The 19,827-nt window shown below is 41.8% G+C and carries 18 protein-coding genes and 1 pseudogene; all 19 read right to left on the reverse strand.

The features are described from left to right. Positions 1 to 188: 188 nt before the first annotated feature. Positions 189 to 1,370, reverse strand: coding sequence for a class I SAM-dependent rRNA methyltransferase (locus QZ135_RS04120; protein WP_294606143.1), 1,182 nt, complete (start codon positions 1,368 to 1,370; stop codon positions 189 to 191). 18 nt (positions 1,371 to 1,388) lie between these two features. Continuing rightward, a complete protein-coding gene (locus QZ135_RS04125) occupies positions 1,389 to 2,036 on the reverse strand; it encodes a 3'-5' exonuclease (protein WP_294606145.1) in 648 nt (215 codons plus the stop codon). A gap of 11 nt (positions 2,037 to 2,047) precedes the next feature. Beyond that, a complete protein-coding gene (locus tag QZ135_RS04130; protein WP_294606148.1) occupies positions 2,048 to 2,635 on the reverse strand; it encodes a DUF5063 domain-containing protein in 588 nt (195 codons plus the stop codon). A gap of 64 nt (positions 2,636 to 2,699) precedes the next feature. Further along, a pseudogene (locus tag QZ135_RS04135) lies at positions 2,700 to 3,059 on the reverse strand (VapE domain-containing protein); the annotation flags it as partial. 379 nt (positions 3,060 to 3,438) lie between these two features. Beyond that, complete coding sequence (locus QZ135_RS04140) at positions 3,439 to 4,605, reverse strand: porin family protein (RefSeq protein WP_294606149.1); 1,167 nt, start codon at positions 4,603 to 4,605, stop codon at positions 3,439 to 3,441. A gap of 60 nt (positions 4,606 to 4,665) precedes the next feature. Further along, positions 4,666 to 6,267 (reverse strand): hypothetical protein, encoded by a 1,602-nt coding sequence (locus QZ135_RS04145; protein WP_294606150.1) that lies wholly within the window; start codon positions 6,265 to 6,267, stop codon positions 4,666 to 4,668. A 202-nt stretch (positions 6,268 to 6,469) separates the two neighbouring features. After that, on the reverse strand, positions 6,470 to 9,553 hold the full coding sequence (locus QZ135_RS04150) for a hypothetical protein (RefSeq protein WP_294606151.1): 3,084 nt from the start codon (positions 9,551 to 9,553) through the stop codon (positions 6,470 to 6,472). A gap of 246 nt (positions 9,554 to 9,799) precedes the next feature. Then, a complete protein-coding gene (locus tag QZ135_RS04155; protein ID WP_294606152.1) occupies positions 9,800 to 10,018 on the reverse strand; it encodes a hypothetical protein in 219 nt (72 codons plus the stop codon). A 96-nt stretch (positions 10,019 to 10,114) separates the two neighbouring features. Then, positions 10,115 to 10,783 (reverse strand): hypothetical protein, encoded by a 669-nt coding sequence (locus QZ135_RS04160; RefSeq protein WP_294606153.1) that lies wholly within the window; start codon positions 10,781 to 10,783, stop codon positions 10,115 to 10,117. Positions 10,784 to 11,039: 256 nt separating this feature from the next. Next, complete coding sequence (locus QZ135_RS04165; RefSeq protein WP_294606154.1) at positions 11,040 to 12,569, reverse strand: hypothetical protein; 1,530 nt, start codon at positions 12,567 to 12,569, stop codon at positions 11,040 to 11,042. A 16-nt stretch (positions 12,570 to 12,585) separates the two neighbouring features. Continuing rightward, positions 12,586 to 13,068, reverse strand: coding sequence for a D-Ala-D-Ala carboxypeptidase family metallohydrolase (locus tag QZ135_RS04170; RefSeq protein WP_294606156.1), 483 nt, complete (start codon positions 13,066 to 13,068; stop codon positions 12,586 to 12,588). Positions 13,069 to 13,252: 184 nt separating this feature from the next. Further along, positions 13,253 to 13,825 (reverse strand): DUF2589 domain-containing protein, encoded by a 573-nt coding sequence (locus QZ135_RS04175; RefSeq protein WP_294606159.1) that lies wholly within the window; start codon positions 13,823 to 13,825, stop codon positions 13,253 to 13,255. Positions 13,826 to 13,868: 43 nt separating this feature from the next. Next, entirely contained in the window at positions 13,869 to 14,381 is a 513-nt protein-coding gene (locus QZ135_RS04180; protein WP_294606161.1) for a DUF2589 domain-containing protein, read from the reverse strand. A 21-nt stretch (positions 14,382 to 14,402) separates the two neighbouring features. Next, positions 14,403 to 14,855: a DUF2589 domain-containing protein gene (locus tag QZ135_RS04185; protein ID WP_294606163.1), complete on the reverse strand. Its 453-nt coding sequence runs from the start codon at positions 14,853 to 14,855 to the stop codon at positions 14,403 to 14,405. 43 nt (positions 14,856 to 14,898) lie between these two features. Beyond that, positions 14,899 to 15,516 (reverse strand): hypothetical protein, encoded by a 618-nt coding sequence (locus QZ135_RS04190; RefSeq protein WP_294606165.1) that lies wholly within the window; start codon positions 15,514 to 15,516, stop codon positions 14,899 to 14,901. Between the two features lie 22 nt (positions 15,517 to 15,538). Continuing rightward, complete coding sequence (locus QZ135_RS04195) at positions 15,539 to 16,864, reverse strand: fimbrillin family protein (RefSeq protein ID WP_294606167.1); 1,326 nt, start codon at positions 16,862 to 16,864, stop codon at positions 15,539 to 15,541. A 12-nt stretch (positions 16,865 to 16,876) separates the two neighbouring features. Next, positions 16,877 to 17,743 carry a fimbrillin family protein gene (locus tag QZ135_RS04200; protein ID WP_294606169.1) on the reverse strand — a complete coding sequence of 289 codons (867 nt, stop codon included), beginning with the start codon at positions 17,741 to 17,743 and terminating at the stop codon, positions 16,877 to 16,879. A 132-nt stretch (positions 17,744 to 17,875) separates the two neighbouring features. Next, complete coding sequence (locus QZ135_RS04205; RefSeq protein WP_294606171.1) at positions 17,876 to 18,430, reverse strand: protease inhibitor I42 family protein; 555 nt, start codon at positions 18,428 to 18,430, stop codon at positions 17,876 to 17,878. A gap of 179 nt (positions 18,431 to 18,609) precedes the next feature. Continuing rightward, positions 18,610 to 19,815 carry a hypothetical protein gene (locus QZ135_RS04210; protein ID WP_294606172.1) on the reverse strand — a complete coding sequence of 402 codons (1,206 nt, stop codon included), beginning with the start codon at positions 19,813 to 19,815 and terminating at the stop codon, positions 18,610 to 18,612. Between the last annotated feature and the right edge of the window lie 12 nt (positions 19,816 to 19,827).

Here is a 19,827-nt window from a genome sequence, read left to right on the forward strand (position 1 = left end):
CTATCCCAGACAGCCAATCTTTATTAACCTTAAATCTAATACCATGAAAAACACAGTGCAAATGTAGATGTTTTATGTTATACAACATAGTATTTTGCAAACTTTCTGCTTTTGTTTAACGTATTTTAGATTTTAAAGGGCTTTACCCCCATTTTTGGGGGATAAAGTATGAGTTTATTACGATTTAGTTATTCAACATACAGCACTAATCCTTTCAGGTATTCTCCTTCGGGATGATAAATGTTCACCGGATGGTCGGCGGGTTGCGTCAATTGATGCAGGATGCGTACGCTGCGTCCAGCCATGGCAGCAGCCGTGAAGACAGCCGTGCGGAAGTTTTCCTTGCTGACGGCTTGTGAACAAGAAAAAGTGAATAGGATGCCGCCCGGTTTGATTTTCTCAAAAGCCTTTACATTCAGTTTGCGATAGCCTTGCAGAGCATTGCGCAAAGCATCCCGGTGTTTAGCAAAGGCGGGTGGGTCGAGGACAATCAAGTCATACTGGTCGCCCATGCGGTCCAGATATTTAAAGGCATCCTCGGCAAAAGCAGCGTGACGACTGTCGCCAGGGAAATTCAGCTCTATATTCTTGTTGGTAAGGTCAATTGCCTTGGCAGAACTGTCTACCGAATGTACCAGTTTGGCATTGCCACGCATGGCATAAACGGAGAAGCCTCCTGTGTAGCAGAACATGTTCAATACAGAACGGCCGTTGGCGTAGCGTTCCAGTAGAGAGCGGTTTTCACGTTGATCTACGAAAAAGCCTGTCTTCTGGCCTTTCAGCCAGTCGATATGAAAATTCAATCCATACTCCATAGCTACATTATCCGTGCTGCCACCTTTCAGAAAACCATTCTCCGGGTAGAGGTCGGCTTTGAAAGGCAAGGTCGTTTCAGATTTATAGTAAATGTTCTCTATTTTATCCCCCATCACTTCGCTAAGGGCTTCTGCTATATCCATGCGGTCGAGGTGCATGCCGGCGGAATGTGCCTGCATCACGGCGGTGCGGGCATAAACATCTATAATCAGTCCGGGTAGGTTGTCCCCTTCGCCATGTATCAGTCTGTAAGTATTGTTGGTCGGATTTTCGGCAATACCGATGCTGCGGCGCATCTCGTAGGCAATGCTGAGCTTGCGTTTCCAGAAATCAGAGTCGATGTTTTCGTCTTGATGGAAAGACAATACGCGTACGGCTATGCTGCCAATCTGGAAGTGTCCTTTGGCGATGAATTCTTTCTTGGAAGTGTAGATTTCAACTACCTCACCTTCTTCGGGTTCACCGTCGAAGTGGGCGATGGCACCGGAAAATACCCAAGGATGAAAACGCTTTAATGACTCTTCTTTACCTGATTTGAGATATACTTTGTACATGCGATTAGTGATTAGCAATTATGGATTAGTGATTAATGATTCGTGGTTGGTGAGCGGTTCGTCCGGTGCCAGTTCATAATCACCGGTTGTTTTTAATTCCTGTAATTTGTTGTAGATGTTGAGACATGCCCATGCATCTGTGGCTGCGTATTGCTTTTGAGGCTCAGTCAGGTTTTCAGCCTCCCAGTTGGAAAGGCGTTGTGACTTGGAAATCTTTTCTCCGAACAGGATACCATAAATCTTCTGCAAACTCTTGTCCTGTATGCCGAACATGCGGACATACTCTTGCAGTTCGATGCAAGCACGTTGTTCAAAAGGAGCACGTTTGTGCAGCATCATAAAATCATCCCGTAACGAAAGGCCGATTTTGGTAACTGACGGACTTTCCAATAATGAAATGATAGGCAGTGTCAGTCCTGTCTGGTTCAGGCGGAACAGAAAGCAATCCTCTTCTGAGGATACTTGCAGCAGGGCTACCTTATGCGATTGCCCTTTGGTGAATGACGGGCGCGTTTCGCTGTCAATTCCCAGTAAGGAATATTGTTTGAGGTAGGCGACAGCCTTTTCAGCTTCCCAGGGGGTCTGGACAACGTGTATCCGCCCCGGAAAGAGTACTTTCGGCATGTCTTTGATAATTTCTTTATTGATAGTTTTCTTGATAACCATAATTAAAATCTTTATTCATGATGATGTCCGTGACAGTGGCAATCATCATCGTCGCAATTGCATTCATCTTCCTCTTCTTCGTCAGATTGGCAGTATTTCACGTCGTGCAAGGCGCGAAGGGTGTTCACCAATCTTTGCCCCCAATATTCCTTGAATTGTTCCTGGCAAATGGCCAGCGAGTCGTTCATTGTTTCATTCAATCCCAGTTGGAAGACGAAAATGAAATCTTTGATAGCCTGGTAAATATCCGCCAGGTCTTCGGAAATATTCTTCTTGATAGGCTGGTCGCTGTAGACCATGTCTTGTATGAATACATCCAGGTAGTCATCTTTCTCGGTAAGAATACCGGCAAGGTTGATGCGGAGCACTTCATATATCTCCTCTGTTACATAGGTTTCAGGTTCTTCATCACCTATCATTTCTGCTTCGGGCAACATGGCTGCCTTAAGGTAGAGTAGCGGAAGTATTTTTAATGAAGTATCGACGAATGTGTCGCGTTTCATTGTCTCCGCCTGTTCCAAAAACTTGCAAAACTCTGCGGCTACGGTGACAAATTCCACTACATTACGGTCGAATATCACTTGGCTTTCTTTTTTCATAATCTACTTAATTTGAAACGCAAAGATAGTGCAAACCGAATGCAGAAGCAAATTTATTTGCATTTTACTGAGATGCTGTCTCATTTATTATCACATGATATTCATTTCCCCTGTTTCTTCTCCGGCTGTTGATTCCGAGCTTGTGGAGTGCACGTCCGAAGTGGGCTACTTTGTTGATGGATAGTCGGTCTTTCGTCTTTATGGCTTCGTCGCTATCATCCAGCCAGTAGCGTTCTCCTTTTGAGATGGCACTCATGGCCTGGGCATAGAGTTGCCGGTAGTTTATGGAGACATTTGTGCGGATAGGTCCGGTCACTTCTATGCAGATGAAACGGCGACTTCCCGATGGGTCGGTTAGTAAATCTTTCTGATTACTGGTACCTATGAAGGAGGCGTAGCGGCGTATTTCTTGAATGGCGGTTCCTCCTTGCAGCACTGGGATGAGAAAGCGCAGAGCCGAGATATGTGCTGCTTTGTTCTCTTTCTTTATCTTTTCCATTAGTGCATCAGTTTCAAGGATGCTGAACGATTCTTTACCGGTTTCACGGTCGGTGCGTATAAGGGTTAGTTTCATCGTGATTATTTTAGTTGTTATTTTAAAAAACGGCGCAAGTTACGAAAAAAAAGACAGACCAGTGTTGAAAATTAAATTTTAAATATTCGGAAAGGCAGAGATGCAGCTACACTTATCAATCCCAGAAAGCCGCCTTGTCAGGTTTGCATATAATCTTAAAGAGAACAAGGCGGCTGTTCAGGTAACTATTATAAACTATCATACAATTGACCTAATCTTCAAACTTTTGTTAGAACATGAAAGTAAAAGTGGCCTGTATCTTTTTGTTTTGGTAGATTTTGCAAGAAGCATCATCCGATTGATTCAACAGCCCTTTAGATAGGGAAACACTTAACATGAAACGGTCAATCTGAACACCTGCACCATAAGTCAGGCTGTAATTGAATCTTTTCATATTACCCCACTCATCGTCATCATATATATTAGTGAATGTTTCACTCTGTTGGTTTTCAGTTACTTTGACCCGTGAATACAAACCTATGTCAGCCGAAAGACCACAAGTGACATAACATCCGATATGTTTTGAAAAGTCCAGTCTGTATATCCCTTGTAAGGGAATTGAGAGAGTGACTTGGTCAAAAGACAGTTTCCGCTCTGTTTCCGAATCTGGTTTACCCTTTTGCGCGTAATACCCTACGGATAATCCGGTATGAATACCCAATCCAAAGAATCTTGGGGCAAAATATTTGTCATAACGGAATCCAAGCTGAGCACCGGAAATCGGTCCTTCTCCCAAATAGCCACGCTTTTCTGTTATTCCTGTACTTAGATATTTCCACTCCCATTCTTGTTGCAAATACTCAAAGGAAATGCCCCAATTGGTATGATTCATCTTTATCCGAAAAGGATTTGTAATAATGCGTCCCTCCACATCGGGGCAACCCACATCTTTCTTCTGCCCTTTGACTTCCTTTCTAACAGCCTGCGGATCCTTTGAAAATATAGCTGCTGCTTCGCGCGCCGCAAGGTTGAGGTAAGTCATGCATTTGATTTGTCCCTGCCCTTGTTTCTCTATTCTGGCAGTGGTTGCATTGATTTGCTTGCAATAAATTCGATAAAAGCCGTCTGCATGGTGCACAACTTCGGTAAGAATCAGTTTCTGGACGCCCAATAACTGTCCGGCCTCCAGGCAGGCCTCCTTCTTAAAGCCCGGCCCGTGGGTAGCGATTATAGTAGAAATAATCATATCAATTTGTTCCCAAGCCAAAAGAGTATATTCTTCATTGTCACCTAAAATAAAACTGATTTCTTCTCTTACGCGCACTTGGTCCTGAGGAGAAAGTTTAAAGTTACTTCCAAGAGGTGTTGTAGGACTAATTACAGCCACCAGATCTTCTGCCTGTAAAGACATAGCAGACACAAACAACAGAACGAATAATAAATTTAATTTTTTCATGGCATTCTTTTTTTGATTGTTAATTCATATATAGTTTCTCAGTTATTTTATTGCTGACCGTTATTCTATACAGATGGGCACAATTTCCTCTTTATAGTATTTATCGGCAAGTTTCATCATAGCATTTATCCGGTGCATTTCAAGTTTCATCCGCATTTGCGCATCTTCCTTTTGGTCACTGTCATCTTTTCTTTTTTTATCTGATATTTTTCTTTCAAGCCGGTCTATCAGTGCATTGGCTTCTTGTGCACATTGCGTTGTCCTGATTTCCGAGTAAGCGAGGAACTCCAGAGCTTCCTGATAGTTTTGCCCTGCATCTAAGATTCGAGCCTGTCGGATAGCTTCCTTGCAATTGGAAGACAAATACAGTTGATAATATACTTCCGATTGTTTGATGGCTTCTTCATAGCAAGATGTCTGTTCTGGTATGGACATCAGGAGAGCGATTGCCGGTTCATAGTTATTTCTTTGTGCCATGAGCGCTGCCTTTTGGAAGATATGCTGTGAATTGTTTTCATAATAGGTTTGAATGATATGTTGCCCATTTTTCAGAAAGTCATTGTAATCTTTATCAGAAGTGGAGATGGCAACCAATGCATTACTGATAGCTGCACGCCTGTTCTTGCCTGTACCCCGGTATCGTTTGGAGACAGAGGTGAAGATATGGCCGCTTTCCACATTCCTTAGATTCAGAGATAGTTTTGCATTGATCATATATAGTTTGTCCACTCCGCTTTGCAGCACGTTTTCTTCTTCAATAATGAACAAGGGAACCATGACAAGCCCGGATACTTTGTATGCCGACATATGGCCGGAATGGGTCATGATGTCCGTTACAATACTTTCCAGATTTTGCTTTTGATGTCCATCCAGTTCTGTCTGTGCAGGGATGGTTATGGCAATGATATTGTTGTCAGCCTGCCCAAAGCTATGCTGGCAGAACAAAACCATTGTGATTAGAAAAAGAATTCTTTTAAAATCGTATACAGGCTCTATGATTAGGGTCAACTGCCCGTTATCATCAGTATATCCCCTGAAATCATCCTCAAAGGCGTACTCTTCTCCTAATTGCAGTTTCGAATTATACTGATTTGGAAACTGATAATCTAACGTTATACATATCTTGTTTTTCCGGTCAGTGAATTCAATATAGGGCCAGGTATCTGAACCTATCTTAGGATTTATCCGGTAGGTGAAATTTTCCATACCATAGAAGTCGATGCAGTTGCCCGTATAGTCATCGTTGAAGGTGATGGCGGTATGTGGGCTTACATGTTTTCTTTCACTATCGGAAGGAAGGATAGCCCATCGTCCCCTGATTTTGGAACGTGCTATTTGTATTGCTTTACGGTGGTAATGAAGCAGGAGAGTGGCAATCAAGATGTTTAATGCTAATATGATATAAAGTAATATCATAACGCATAGATAGAAGATGCCGCCCCTGCCGGTTTGGATGTTCAACTGCGCCATAATTTGAAAGGATGCGAGGGCAGTGGAATAGAGTACATACCAGACTGGATTATCAAGTGCACTGAATACAATCAATAAGAAATAGCTTATTGATAATAGATAGACGTAGAAGTCCGGTTCGGTTTCATTTAGATAAATGTTTGCTATAAATCCCAGAAATATAGCAGGAAAGGTGAAAGTGTTTCTTTGCATAACTGTTCGATTTTAGGGTTTAACTTTTCATTTTTGCTCTCTCGGTATAGTGCAAAGATGAAAGGTTTTTTCCCTAAAAAAGAAAGGTAATCAAGGTATAATCAAATTACTTTTTTTACCTGTCTCTGCGCTGCTTAAAACAAAGAAAGGAGAGTAATTGAGGATGATAAGGTATATCAGGAAAATGAATTTTACCTGATATTTATGTAAATAAAAGAGTAAAGCCGGACTGTTCGGATGTACTGAACAACTCTTTCCACAGTGCTAAAATCTCTTTTTTAACCGGATGTCTGTTTTCTCCCGAAAGAATTCTCGGGAGTCTTTTATTCTTGCCTCTATCTTTATAGTCGGAAACATTGGCATTATTGACGAGTTTTCTTTCTTTAGAATCTTCTTCGGGATAGTAGGATAATATCAATATCTGCTGAGGGGTTAACTTCGGACTGGCTCCTGACATACAAACAAAGGCAACTTTCTCATATATCTTGTTATTGGGGCATTCAGTCTGTATCACTTCATTGAAGAATACTTTATCGTGAATATCTATAATGATTTGCCGCAGGGTGTTCACTTCTTGAAGATAATCAGGCCTTAATGAATTAGCCACTTTTTCCGCTAACCTGTCATAAACGTTTTTTCTTACTTCCTTGAAAATAGCATATACTTCATTTTTTTCATTTTCATATCCGGCAACATCTGTTTTAAACCGTTCTTCATCTATATCAGATGAAAAATACCGATCTGTTTTCTCCCGTAATTCTTGCAGATTGCTTGTGTCACAGTTCAGTTGGTGCGCTTCAATAATATGACACCAGCCTTCGACAGCTTTTCTCATCCACATCCTTTGCGTGTTGAGTGCTGTAATTCCGGCTCGAATGCTTTCGTCTATTTCCTGCTCGTGTTCGTTTAAGAAAGTATATTTGGTTTCTTCGTCTTCGGGAATCTCTTTGAATTTATCGAATTTCAGATAATGATACACAGTAAGACGGGACTCCAGCGATTTTATATAACTGGCCTTTTCCTGCTTTCTGGCTACTTCTATTTCGTATTTTTTCCGCTTCTCGGCCTCTTCTTCTTTTTTTTTCTCTTCAATAATTCTTTGACTTTCTTCCGCTTTCTTTTTCTGCTCATTCAATTCCTTCTCTTTTTCTTCTCTTTTTTTGTTCAAGTCATCAATCTGTTTTTTTAACCTCACAGTAATCTCGTCCTTCTGCTTATGTGTCTTTTCAATCTGCCTTTTATATCTTATTGCTAAAACAATGAAGATGACGAAAAGAGCAAATGCACCGGCGACAGAGAGCCATTCTGTGGCGCTTAATACCGTTCCTTCATCATAATTCGTGACCCATACGGGAGGGACTCCATTCTCTATCAGACAAACGCCTATGTCGGAGGAACAGACATAGAAATTATTGTTCATCTTGAAGGAGGAATGGGGGTGGAAAGGAATGTCGGAAAAATAGGGTAGGTGCGGTTGGTACGAATTGGCTTTAAGCGTATACCATGCTATTCCTTTCGGGGGCAGTAGATACAGGTTGCAACCCCCGTCGTTTTCCAGAACAGCCAGCTTTTGGGCATAAGCGGGAATTGAATATTTCCGCTCAACGGTGTTGGAACGGTAGTTGTAAATATAAACATGGTCGCCGGAAGAAATCGCCCAGGTGTTGTTGCAGGCGGAGACTGACAGTATATTTGTCGGGCTTTCTACGTCGGGCCGGTTTGATATTTCACTTTTAATTGAATTTCTTCCTTCAAACAGACCAAAATTCAACACCCCTACCTTGTAGCCCTGTGCACTTGCATCGATGGTTGATATATATCCGGTCTCATTGATGTCGTCCAGTAACTGCCCGTTCCATCTTAGTTTTATCTCTTCCGGTTCTTGTGTGCGGGATATGTACCACAAATGATTTCGTGTTCCCAACAGTAAAGAGTCTGTCTTGAAGACTTTCATTGCGGTGACTTCATCATCGTCTAATATGGCTTTATGCTTCCAGTCGGTCAGTTGGATGGTGGAGTTGACGAGGAAGATTGTTTTTTTAGGAGGAGAACAAACCTGTAAGCCACTTTCGGTCAGGAAATACAATTGCTCATGGGCATAAGCCATCATGCGTACCCTCTGATGACGGGAAAGTTGTCCCAGCCTATGGGCAATCCTGTCGTTCATACCCAGCATGTAAAGGTTGTACTGATTGTCGAGAATGAAAATTTCGTTGTCATTTTTGCGGCAGGCTGCCATAATTGTTTTTCGGGTTGAAGAGATATTCTGGTGCGGATAGACTTTAATCAGCTTGTCGTAGCTGACGAAATAGTATCCGGTCCGGGTTTTCAGGAAAGAATTTTTGTCTTGCAAGCTGGCTGGTATGATACAGCGTTCGCCGGCTACTATTGCTTTTGATTTTTCAAAGATGCGATATTCATAACAGGGGTCTTCACTCCAAAAAAGAAGTTTTGCCATGCCTTCATTATCGGATAATTGCATTGCGCTGTGATTATCGGCTTTTCCTTTCAGCATGGAGTTTTTGCCTAGTACATACAGCGTATCATGGTTGTCGATGGTGGAATAAAAATAGTTTCCTTTATATAGGCGCGTATGGTTGTTTTGGTTTATATCCAAATGATAAAAGCCGTCGCGTGCGGTATAATAAAGTGAACCATCGCAATCGGGATTTAATGTGATAGAGCGTATCGGGTATTCCGGCATGCCCTGTATGGCATCCCTGTCGGACGACAATTCCATTGCTACATCTCCCGGACTTTTGTCGGAGAGCATTTCCTCTGTTATTTTCCAGAGCCCGTTGCTGGTAGCAATATAGCGGGCTTTATCTTTTGGAGAATAAATCCAGTCGTAAGCAGAATAACGATTGAGTTTTTTAGGTGAAATATTTGTGGTGTCGCACAGGAAGGTTTTTATAACCTGGGCTTCCAATAGGTCTGTTCTTATCTCTACAAGTCTGATACCTTTATTGCGCACACTGACCAACAAATGCATTTTTTGTCTGTCGGTATAGCCGAGTGATTCGATTTTATATATTTTATCACCGCCTTCGGCCACTTTAACCGCACGAATCAGGGAGTCGGGAATAAAGAAATAGATGCTTCCGTTGTCTGCACTACCCAGCAATAGCGTATCGCCTGTAGCAGTGGTGTTTATGGATGATAGTGTGGTGCCGAATGTCCAACTGTCATGCTTCAATTCAGGAAATGATACCGTTGGTTCAGTGCAGCTACATAGCAGCAAAATGAGTAGAAATAGATAAGATTTCGCCTTAAGTGGTGTTTTCATAGCACTTTCACAAATGTATATTTACTGACTTGACTGATAAACAGTGGCAAGTTATGGAAAAAATGTCAGAAAACAAAGAGAGGAAGCGAAAACATTCCTTTCCAAGCTCTTATGATAACATACCCGATGAGGTGGAAAGGAAGCTAAACCATTCAAGAGCGGCGGAGATTTCTTCTGTTCAATCGGATTTGAAATCATAGCTGGTCGAAATATTTTATCTAATATATGTGGCTAATATATTGATTATTAATTAGATAAAGTCTTTTGATCACCTATGATAATATATCCGCTGGGACGGGATGCCCGGTTCGTCAGTTGTCGTTTTCCTTGCCAGTACTGTTCTTGTCGTTCCATTGTGCTTTTCTTCCCCTGTTCTTCATGTATGAGCCAGACAATAAATGTAAGGCAGAATACCAGTATGAGATATCCTGCCATGATTTCAAGTTTAATTTTTACTTGTATCATCTTTTTGTTCTATTTGCTTACCTTTTTAACCTCAACCCACACTACTTGGTTTTCGCTTTGTGCACATTCATTTTATCAAGGTCTCATGTGTCAAAACTAAGGAAACTTTCTAATAGATAACTTTGAAATCCAATCTATATTATAATAATCCCATTCTGATACTGGTAAATAACCCTTAAGTAAAGGGTTAGATTCTCTCATTTGACGAAAATAAATTGTGTTAGAATTTATTTCAACTATAATATCATAAAATTTTCTTGTATGGCTAATTAATCCCCATTTTCTAAAATGACAATTATACCAATGAGGAGAAAAATCTAGATCATCGCTTTTATTAATAGGTATACAGCACCTTATTGCTTTTGGAATAAAAATTTTCGTATTATAGTGCGAAGGATTTCTTTTACAATAATTTATCCAAAGTTTTCTACAGTCTCCTTGCTTGTTTTCTCCAAGTAAACAGATATGAGCAACGTATTTTTCAGACATCTTCGGATCATAAAAATAAGCCATAGCACATCCCGAAAAATCACAGCTTATAGCATCCTGTCCATCAAGAACTCTATGAAAGTTTATTTTATTCTCTTTATATGGTATAAACCATGAATAATACTTCCTTATAAAGAAACCTTCTTCAGTCCAATTATCATTTATGATATTTCTAATATTTGAATTCCCAACATCCTGGCGTTCTTTCATGAGAATAACATCATCTATGATGTCGCCAGACTTAAGACTTTTGAAATAATTCAATAATAATCCCATGTTTAAATAGAAATATTAAATAGAATGCTCTAATTTCATTCTATTTAGGTTAAACAATCAGTCCTTATATCTCCAACTTATTATATCAAAATTATACTGTATTTCTATCACCTTATCACTTTCTGCATTTGTGAGACACTCAACAATTAATCTGATATTGTTTGTTATTGCATCTCACAGTTGTTATAGAATGCTCTGAGCAGTCCGTCGATAATCTCCGATAGAGTATTTTCTTATAGCTAAATAATTCCAGATATTACTCATCCCATTTTTTAATGGTTCCAATATTCTGCCACCATATTCTTTCAAAAGCAGCAAATTCTTTTTCAACTCGGTGTAACAACTCCTGTTTCTTATTTTCAGACATGAACCCGAAGTAAATACTATTGCGCACAAGTTGTTTGATTTCGTAATAGCCAAGACCATAGCGCAAGGTGGCCAACACATATTGTTGTGTTAAGTTCGTGCGCAAAATACCCGGATCATCTGTAGAAAGAACAGTAGGTACACCCGCCTGTCGATAAAGCATAAACGGATGTGCATCATCCTTGACACCAAGAATAAACTCGTTGCTTGTCAGATTAGTTTCAACCGGTATCTGTCGCTTTCGCATGGCATCCAGTAACGAAATACTTCCTTCTTCAAATGCAACATCAACACCATGCCCGATACGGTCAGCTCCGGCAACAAATACCGCTTCACGGATGTGGCTGCACATTTCTTCCGGCTCAACCAGCCCCAATGTCAATTCCCCTGCATGGAGAGAGGCTTTTACACGATTACCCGTAGCCTTATCCAGATAGCGGAACATTTTCATGTGAGCTGTGTAATCGGTCATCGCTATTTCACTGTTCTCAGCAGATACTATATTTACACCCACTAATTTACTCCTTTCACGTAAACAACTTTTAAATGCGATGTAAAGTTGGGCATAGACTACAAGCGGAGCTGCGTTGCGGCTGGCATACCCTTGATAGAAGCAGACCGGAGCACGGTCATATCCCGATGAAAGGGTACTATGAATGTCTATGCTGTCGATGTAGGCAACATACTTGTCAACCCACTCACTCATTGCCGGTATCTTTTCCCATTCTTTGAAAATATCGTCCAGCACCTCGTCTGTTCCTTCTCGTCCCTTTGTCCGCTCCGTGTCTTCAAGAATGGCTTTTTGCAATCGGTCATTATAACGTGCATAGAAGTCATTTCCGCAAAGAGCATCAATCTTCGCTGCATTGATACCGGGCGAGGAAAGCATTATCTCCAGATACTGCACATTTTCACGCGCCGCCCGTTTGCGCAGTTCCTGCATCAGCTCTACCGTATGCTTTCCTGCCACGGCATTGAACAGTCCGAATGCACCAAAGAAATATTCGTCTGCCCCCAGCGGAAACTTTCCCGGATTAAAATTGCGGATAGACCATTTATCAATCAATGCCATACGGGTATTGTGCAAATTCGGCATATCCGGCGAAAGCCGTAACATCTCCTTGCCTTTTGTGCTGTCTTTGGGTTGGTAAAGTTTACCGGTAGCCATATCCACCCATAAACCGTCCTCCGCTGCGAATTTAAAATAGTTCTCAGCATAGACTGCTCCGGTCAGGTGATTATGCAAGTCGCCGCCTTTCGGCATTTCGGCAAAAAATTGTCGCAGACGGTTTTCGTCCTTGCATATAGTTGCAAAGTATTCGCTCACCTTAACGGAATCAGGTTGAGCATAAGCCGTTACGATGCTGAATACACATAGGAACGATAATATGAAACAAAAAGATAGTAATTTATTCTTCATCTGTACCAAATTTTGATTATGTCGTCATTGGATAATATTTCCCGTCTCTCATGGAAAGAAACTGCCTGCGTTGTTCGCCACGTGGACTTTTGTACCCGATATGCATCCAGCTTGGAAGGCCTTCTTCATTCTCGCCTTCAGAAATCAACTGGTCGAACGGACGGTTAGCCAGAAACCTTCGGCAGAAACTTTTAAATTCGGTCATTTTCCCGTTGAGTGGAATCAAGTCGAAAGCATAACCATGACAATGTGCCGATGTTGTTGAACCGCCAACGACAGCATTAAGTGCCGGACCACGATAACCGGACGAGATGCGAATACCGGGTGTACCAAGCCCTGCATCAAGACAACATTCAGCCCATGCTTCACGTAATGGGTCCAGTAAAGTTTCTATACTCTCCACGATATGTGCTAAATGCTCGGCTCCCGGCGTATTGTCTATACCCTTAGCCTTTGCTGTTTCGGAGCGCGTACATTCTGAAATGCTAAAATATTTCATATTTGTTTACTTAAAATTGTTGTCATTACAAAGTTTATCTCTTCTCATCCGTATTTTCAAAGGTCATCGCCAATTGTTTCAATTCTCTGCACAATCAAAAATGCCGAATGTAAGACGCAAACCGGATAAAGGCGGAAGAACGCAAATACACGTTCCTCCATCTTTATCGGTCTCTTATCAGTTTCTATTTACTGGAGTTGTCCAATTTCAAAGGTTCAACACACGATGCCATTATATCCATCAGTTTGCTCAGACCTTCAGTTGGTTGCTGCTGACGGGCTGATACATGTACCTGATACTTGGCTGTCTGGTTGGTAGAACGAGTATTCTCGCGCGAAGAGGAAACTTTGCCGTTCACGCTGACCGAACCGCTGGCAAAGCATCCGAACTTGAAATTCGAACTGGCACTCACAGAATTTTCAGTATTAGTCGTTTCTGTTGATTTTTCGGTTGTCGTAACTTCCATTTGGAAATCAATCTGTACATCATCAACAAGCAGTGAGGGGAGTGGAACAAGCCCAAGGAATGGAGCTTGAACTTGAATGTCCATAGGTTGGGTGCTTCCTTCAACCGGTCTTTGAAGATTGAAATTCAACAATCTCGGAGTTTTACCATCATCTTGGAACCCGATTTCAGTCATAAACTCGAATGCGGACTTTGCCAGCTTCTTTTGTGAATCACATGCAGCAGTGAGCGGAGCCGCGATAAGTTCCGCAATGGGAAGTCCCTTGAAATTGTTACTTACATTGTCTGCCATAATCAATTAAAATTTAAATGTTAATAAAAGTGTTATTTTTGACCTAATCATTGCTGTCTTGCAGTGAAAAAGGCGTAATGGTCTTATCGTATTCGTCAATGATACGCGACAATCCTTCGGGTATCGGTTTTGACTCGAATTTGATATGTACCTGCATTCTTGAGTTATCTTTCTTGCCGTCGAAACTGATTTCAAGGTTTGAGCGTTTCAGTCGATTATTGAAATGTGCAGCGTCTTCACCAGCCTGAAAACCTTCCTGCGGTTGCTTACGCCGCAATTCAGAAGAAACAATCTGCACCGAAAAATCCATTTCCACTTCTTTTACGTTGATAGTCGATGGATTGACTATCGAAATCAGGGGGACATCTACGGCTGTCTGTTCATTGATATTAAGCCGCTTGGTTATCGGATCACCTTTCGGAGAAAAATAGCGGCCCAATAACTCCACATTACGTGTTTCAATCATCTCCATTGCCGTATTGACTGAATGTTGTAACCCTCTTACCAAATCAGATAAGGTTTGAGGAGCATTTTTTTCATTATTCCAATATGCCATAATTCTTCATTTTAAAAGTTACTAAATCAATTTATTACATTCGTACAACAGACGATTTACACCTTCAGCATCATCTTTAACTTTAAAGTGAACGGTGATTTCCATCACATTCTCTGCATCGGCTTTGATGCCTTCCATATTCATTTCAAGTTCCGCATGTGATATGACATTGTTCGCTTCTAAGATATTGGGCATGGAATGGGATGATATGTCGCCAATCTTGGCCTTGAACTTTATCTCCACATCATCCATCACCAAGTTATTATGTGAAACTAATGCCATCAGAGGCACTTCAAGGTCACGATCTCCAATCTGTACTTTTCGGGTGACAGGTTTACCTTCCTTCGTCCAAAAATGGGAAAGGTTATCCATCTGCTGAGCTTGAAGCATACTGACGGTGCTGCCGACAGCTTGTTGCAAACCCTTCAGTATTTCAGAGAAGGCAAATGTTGTTCTTTTACTGAATATGCCCATGACATTTATATTATTTTCAATTACTATAGAGTTGGCCTATCTTTTAGATAAAATGAGGAATACTACTATATCGTTTATTTTGATGTTCAACAATAGTTCGCTCACACATCCCTGTTAATGTATCGAAACATAATGAGTACATTCTATTGCACGATGTTATTAATCCGCAAACTTGAAACCTATTAGATGTATTAAGGCCTCCATTGCATTTTATTGTTATTTGTCGAACGATATCGTAATCAATGGGATTAAATAGAAATAAATGCTTAATCTCTTTCTGATACCTATACGTAAATTCAGTCCATACATCCTTGCAATCTGATAACGCTCCATCTTTACAACTTATGTGACAAACATACCAATTGCCTCTAAAAAAAAATTTAGCCATATAACATCCTGAGAATTCATAACTTATAGCATCCATATATTGAGTTATAATCCCAAATGTGATAAAGCCTTCTTTATAAATAACACCAACTGGACCTCCGAATGAATACACGATACTATTACTTCTAAATTTATTCCGTATATTATCGTCATCTATTGGAATATTTTGCGTACTGTCAGGTATTATATATGGCCATTGGCCTATGCGGTTATTTTTTGATTGTATTTCCGCTATTATCTGTCCATAATTATTATAAAAATAATTCTCATCCATATTGATACTTTTTATATGTTTCTTAAAAAGCAAAAATGGCACGCCCATTAGCATCTGTTCCATAAAACCACTCTTGTTGTTTTCCATTAGAAACAACTATAGTCCAATAATTATTATTAAACTCTGTTGAGGAATAAAAGACATTCTCCAAACTTCTTGCGTTGAATTTCTCGCTGTTTGCCACCCCGTTCATTTTATCCTCCAAAAAAGTTTTTCCATCTGTGCTCTGCGATGTTGTATTTCCCCAAATCATCAACTTCAGTTGGTCAATGGTAGGTCCAAACCATTTCTGGCAGGTATTCGGTACTTGGGGAAGGTTATCTGTAGGAATGTTTTGGCCTCCATGGCTAAATTTTCTTGCAGCATCTTTTAAAGCGACCACCAACCCATGATTATACGGGGCAGCCGCCAATTGTTCCGATGTAGTGAGAACTATCCCAATGCAAGGATTGCTGCTGTCATTGGTATAAGTGGATGATATATTGCCGTCGGCATAAAAATAATCCCCTCTGGCAATAGATTTCTCAATATCCGTCGTATTACCTGCATATATCAGTTTCTTGTTATATTTTCCGGCTACGGCAGTTATGACACTGCTGTATGTAACCGTTTTCCCTCCGGCAGAATAAGAAATAGCCGGTGTCACACTTCCCGGCTTTACCAATGCCCTGAAACATCCTTTTGAATCCGTATAAGGAGTAGTGACATTTCCTATTTTCTTTTCAGCTATGGAAGATACAGCACCATAAGCTGCATATCCACCAGAGTACGGAGTCCGCTGACCTTTCAAGTCCAACACAATCAAGGCTAATGAATGTTGCAGTGTAAACGATAAGGTCTTTTTATCTGCCGACAACGTACCGGTGGCAGTCATCAGATCATTGTTGGTATAAAGCTCATGGGTGCTTTGGTCTGCAGCGACTTCAAAGTTGCTGATAATATCAGCAATGCTCGCAATCGTTTTACCGTCCATCGCTTGACGGTAGGGATAGTATGCAAAAAAAGAAACATTGCTGCCGGAAATGGCAGAAACGGCTTCAGTTCCGACTTTTTCCCAAGTTTTTGAACTATTATTATATCTATAACATACGTTCTTACTGATGACTTTGCCATCCTTCACGGCATAAATGCCAATCTGGTCATTCTCGGCCAACGTTGTTTTGAACTCATCTTCATTGTCCGTTGCGCGGGTTGTGGGGTTGGCCGATTCATATCCGGTTGTAGATACCTTTATGACGGGTTCAGCCGATATATTCTGACTGCTTAATAAATCGTCTTCCTTGCTGCAAGATGACAATCCGGTCAATGCCGCGACCAATAATAACAAGGTGTATTTTAATTTTTTCATACTTCCATGAGATTAGTTTACCGTTCCTGATTCTGTTGAGTCTTCCTGTTCTCCCCAACTGATGTCGGAATTTGTTTGAATTACTTCCACATCCAGATACTTGGACATCACAGTGATTTTATACGTATGAACACTGCCGACAGTCAGATTGGCGTCACCGCTTCCGGGTGTCCAATAATAGGTATTCCCATCGTAAACCACCTTGATGAATTTTTGGTTCGCCATATCTTTCGGAACAATCATAGCCTTGTAGTCGCTGTTGTTCGTTTGCCTAAATGGTGAGACATAATCAAACGTATTACTGCTACTTGTGAAGTTCCCTTCGCTATATGTAAAGTTGTTGCTACATAGGATTCCTAAGCTTGTGGCATCGGTCATAGGGGTTGTTCCATCGTTTTGCAGCAGATGGATGATGACCTTTGCCATTTGGTGTTTGAACGTAAGCTCTTTTGACTGGCTCGTATAAGAAATTGAGGTTTGATCCGTTTTCAGTACATCGCAAACCATATATTTTTCACCGGTACTTTGGTCTTTCAACTGGTCGTTGAAAGTGAAAGCGGTGGGATACCATGCCGTCACCTGCTTGGTTTCGGCGGTAGAGTTCCAATAAAAAGGCTGCGTTGAAGTCAGCTTACCATCCTGGCTCATCTTGTAATCTTTGGTTTCGTCGCCAATCTTTACTTTCACTGTTTCAGTGCCGTCCCATTTACTCTCTCCATTTGTATCTTCACTGACTCTGGTTGTCGGCATATTCGTTTTTACAGAGGCTGTAAAAGCAAGCGGATATTTGCCATCCGTCAGTTCGTCCTGCGTACAGGCGGCAAACATCAGGAGAGATGCCAGTGCGCAGGCGGTTTGTAGTATTTTTAATTGTTTCATATCGTTGTCTTTTATATCTGTTCTTCTTTTTGTGCCACCGAGTGCAGCGACGCACTCAGTTGCTACCTTATAGGGTGGCTCGCTTCGGACTTACGCATCGGTGTTCGGCGGTGGCTGTTACCATTGCATTCTTTAAAGCACTACCCGCTGGATGCCGACGAGCTGCGCCTGTGCTCCGGGAGCCGCATAGATTTTCACAATGGCCGGGAATGAATGGTCGCCCTGCGTGGCAGGTCTGCCATAGCAGAAGAAACGGTAGTTCACGCCCTTTACAATCTGTTTGGAAACTCTTTCGGGGGTGTAGCTCACGCCAACGAGTCCCTTCATTGCTTCCTCAAAAATGCTCTGGTCTTCGGGCGTCAATTTCTGGAAAGGAGACCAGCCGCCACAGGACACTGCGTCAAGGTCGCCTGCCGATTCCACATGGAAAGGCAGTACTTCTTCATAAATCGCATCGTCGAGGTCGAAGCTGCGGAAGCGTGCCAACTGGATTTCTGCCTTGCCGGGGCGCAGGAACTGGAAGGTGAAGCGCTGAACTTCGGGAGCGCCGTATTTTCCGGTTTCTATCGGAAGGATTTCGCTGTCCAACAGTGCCACTTCGCCGGTCAAGCGGACCGGTGCGTAACGATAACCCGTACCGCCCATAACGATACGCTCGATTGTGTAAATTTCACCTACTTTCATCATCTTGTTTTTTTAGATATTAAACTGAAATTTGGTTCTAAGAGCCGGATGTCTGCCTCCAGCCTTGTTTGAGAGAGGGTCTCCACGGGATTGCTCCTACGGAAACCGGAACTGTTCATGATATGTCTGTTCTTTACCAGTGCTGATATTTCCCGGTTCATAATTTTATATCAGAATACAAATTATTTTTCCGGTTTTCTTATCTCTTCCATTACTTCGCCACCGGTCTTCCTCAATTTTTCATTATTCATCTTTGGCAGTTTCAACGGCTTCATATCCTCCGCCAAAGGAAGGAAATACCTGTAGAGGGGAGCCTTTTCCAATACAGCCTGATTCTGATAGTATCTTTTGTATGCCGGCAGCAAATAACGCGGCACTTGGTTGGCGTCGGGTATAAGTGCGTTCAAATATCCAGTGTCCGAAAGCAGGAAGTTGATGAAATCCTGAGCATCCGTCAGTTTCTGTCCACTCAGCCCGGCTTTAATACCGAGCGCATCCACCCATCCTAACGGATGAGAACCCTTGTCCGACAAAGGCCAGTCGCGTATGGCAATATCTGTCGGTTTCAAGCGGACACCGGTCAGCTTGTTTATGGCTTTGAGGATTTCGTTGGACGATTCGGCATAACCTACATGCACCCTGAACTTCCCTTTGACAAAACCTTCTATTCTGGCGGTCGAACTGTCGCTGGACAAAGAATAAACAGTGTCTGTGAGATGCAACAGACGCCTCATGTTGTTCACTGTTGTTACATCCGGTTTTTCCTGTTGCAAGGCGATGCCAACATCCGCCTTGTTGCCCTTGTCGTCATACAAGCCGTCCGCATACATTTCGCCGCCGGTCAGGCCACCGGACAAGTCCGTTGTCAGAGCCTTGCTGTCTATTCCCAACGCCTTTTCCAGTTCGTTCAGATAAGTGGCGTTCCTGATGGCCGCATCCTCCTTGTGATAGAACAGAAAATTGCCGCATATCCAGTGGGGAAGCACATAGAGTGTCCCGTCATGGTATGCTATGCCATCGTAGTTCATAGTATCCGTTCTTGCTTTCAGAAAATTCTGGTCGGGATAAGCCATGACGCTGTTCTTGCGGATTAACGAATCCAGAAAGATACAGTCTATTTCGAGTACATCCGCCTGGGTTGCATACAATCCTCCATGATAATATTCTATCGTTCCACTCCTTCCATCTTCTATTTCAATTTGCAGGTCTATATCAGGATATTGCTTCTCGAACAAGCTCTCTATTTTTTTGTAATACATATCCGCATCGGGTATATACGGATACAGGCAGGCTTTCAGTTCCCGTTTTTGGGCATCCGCATGGACTGCCGGAAGCAATGCCAGCAGGATAAGCAGAATGCCGCATTTTATGATGGATAATGTTCTCATGTCAATTTGTTT

The sequence above is a fragment of the uncultured Bacteroides sp. genome (assembly GCF_905207245.1).
Lineage (GTDB): Bacteria > Bacteroidota > Bacteroidia > Bacteroidales > Bacteroidaceae > Bacteroides.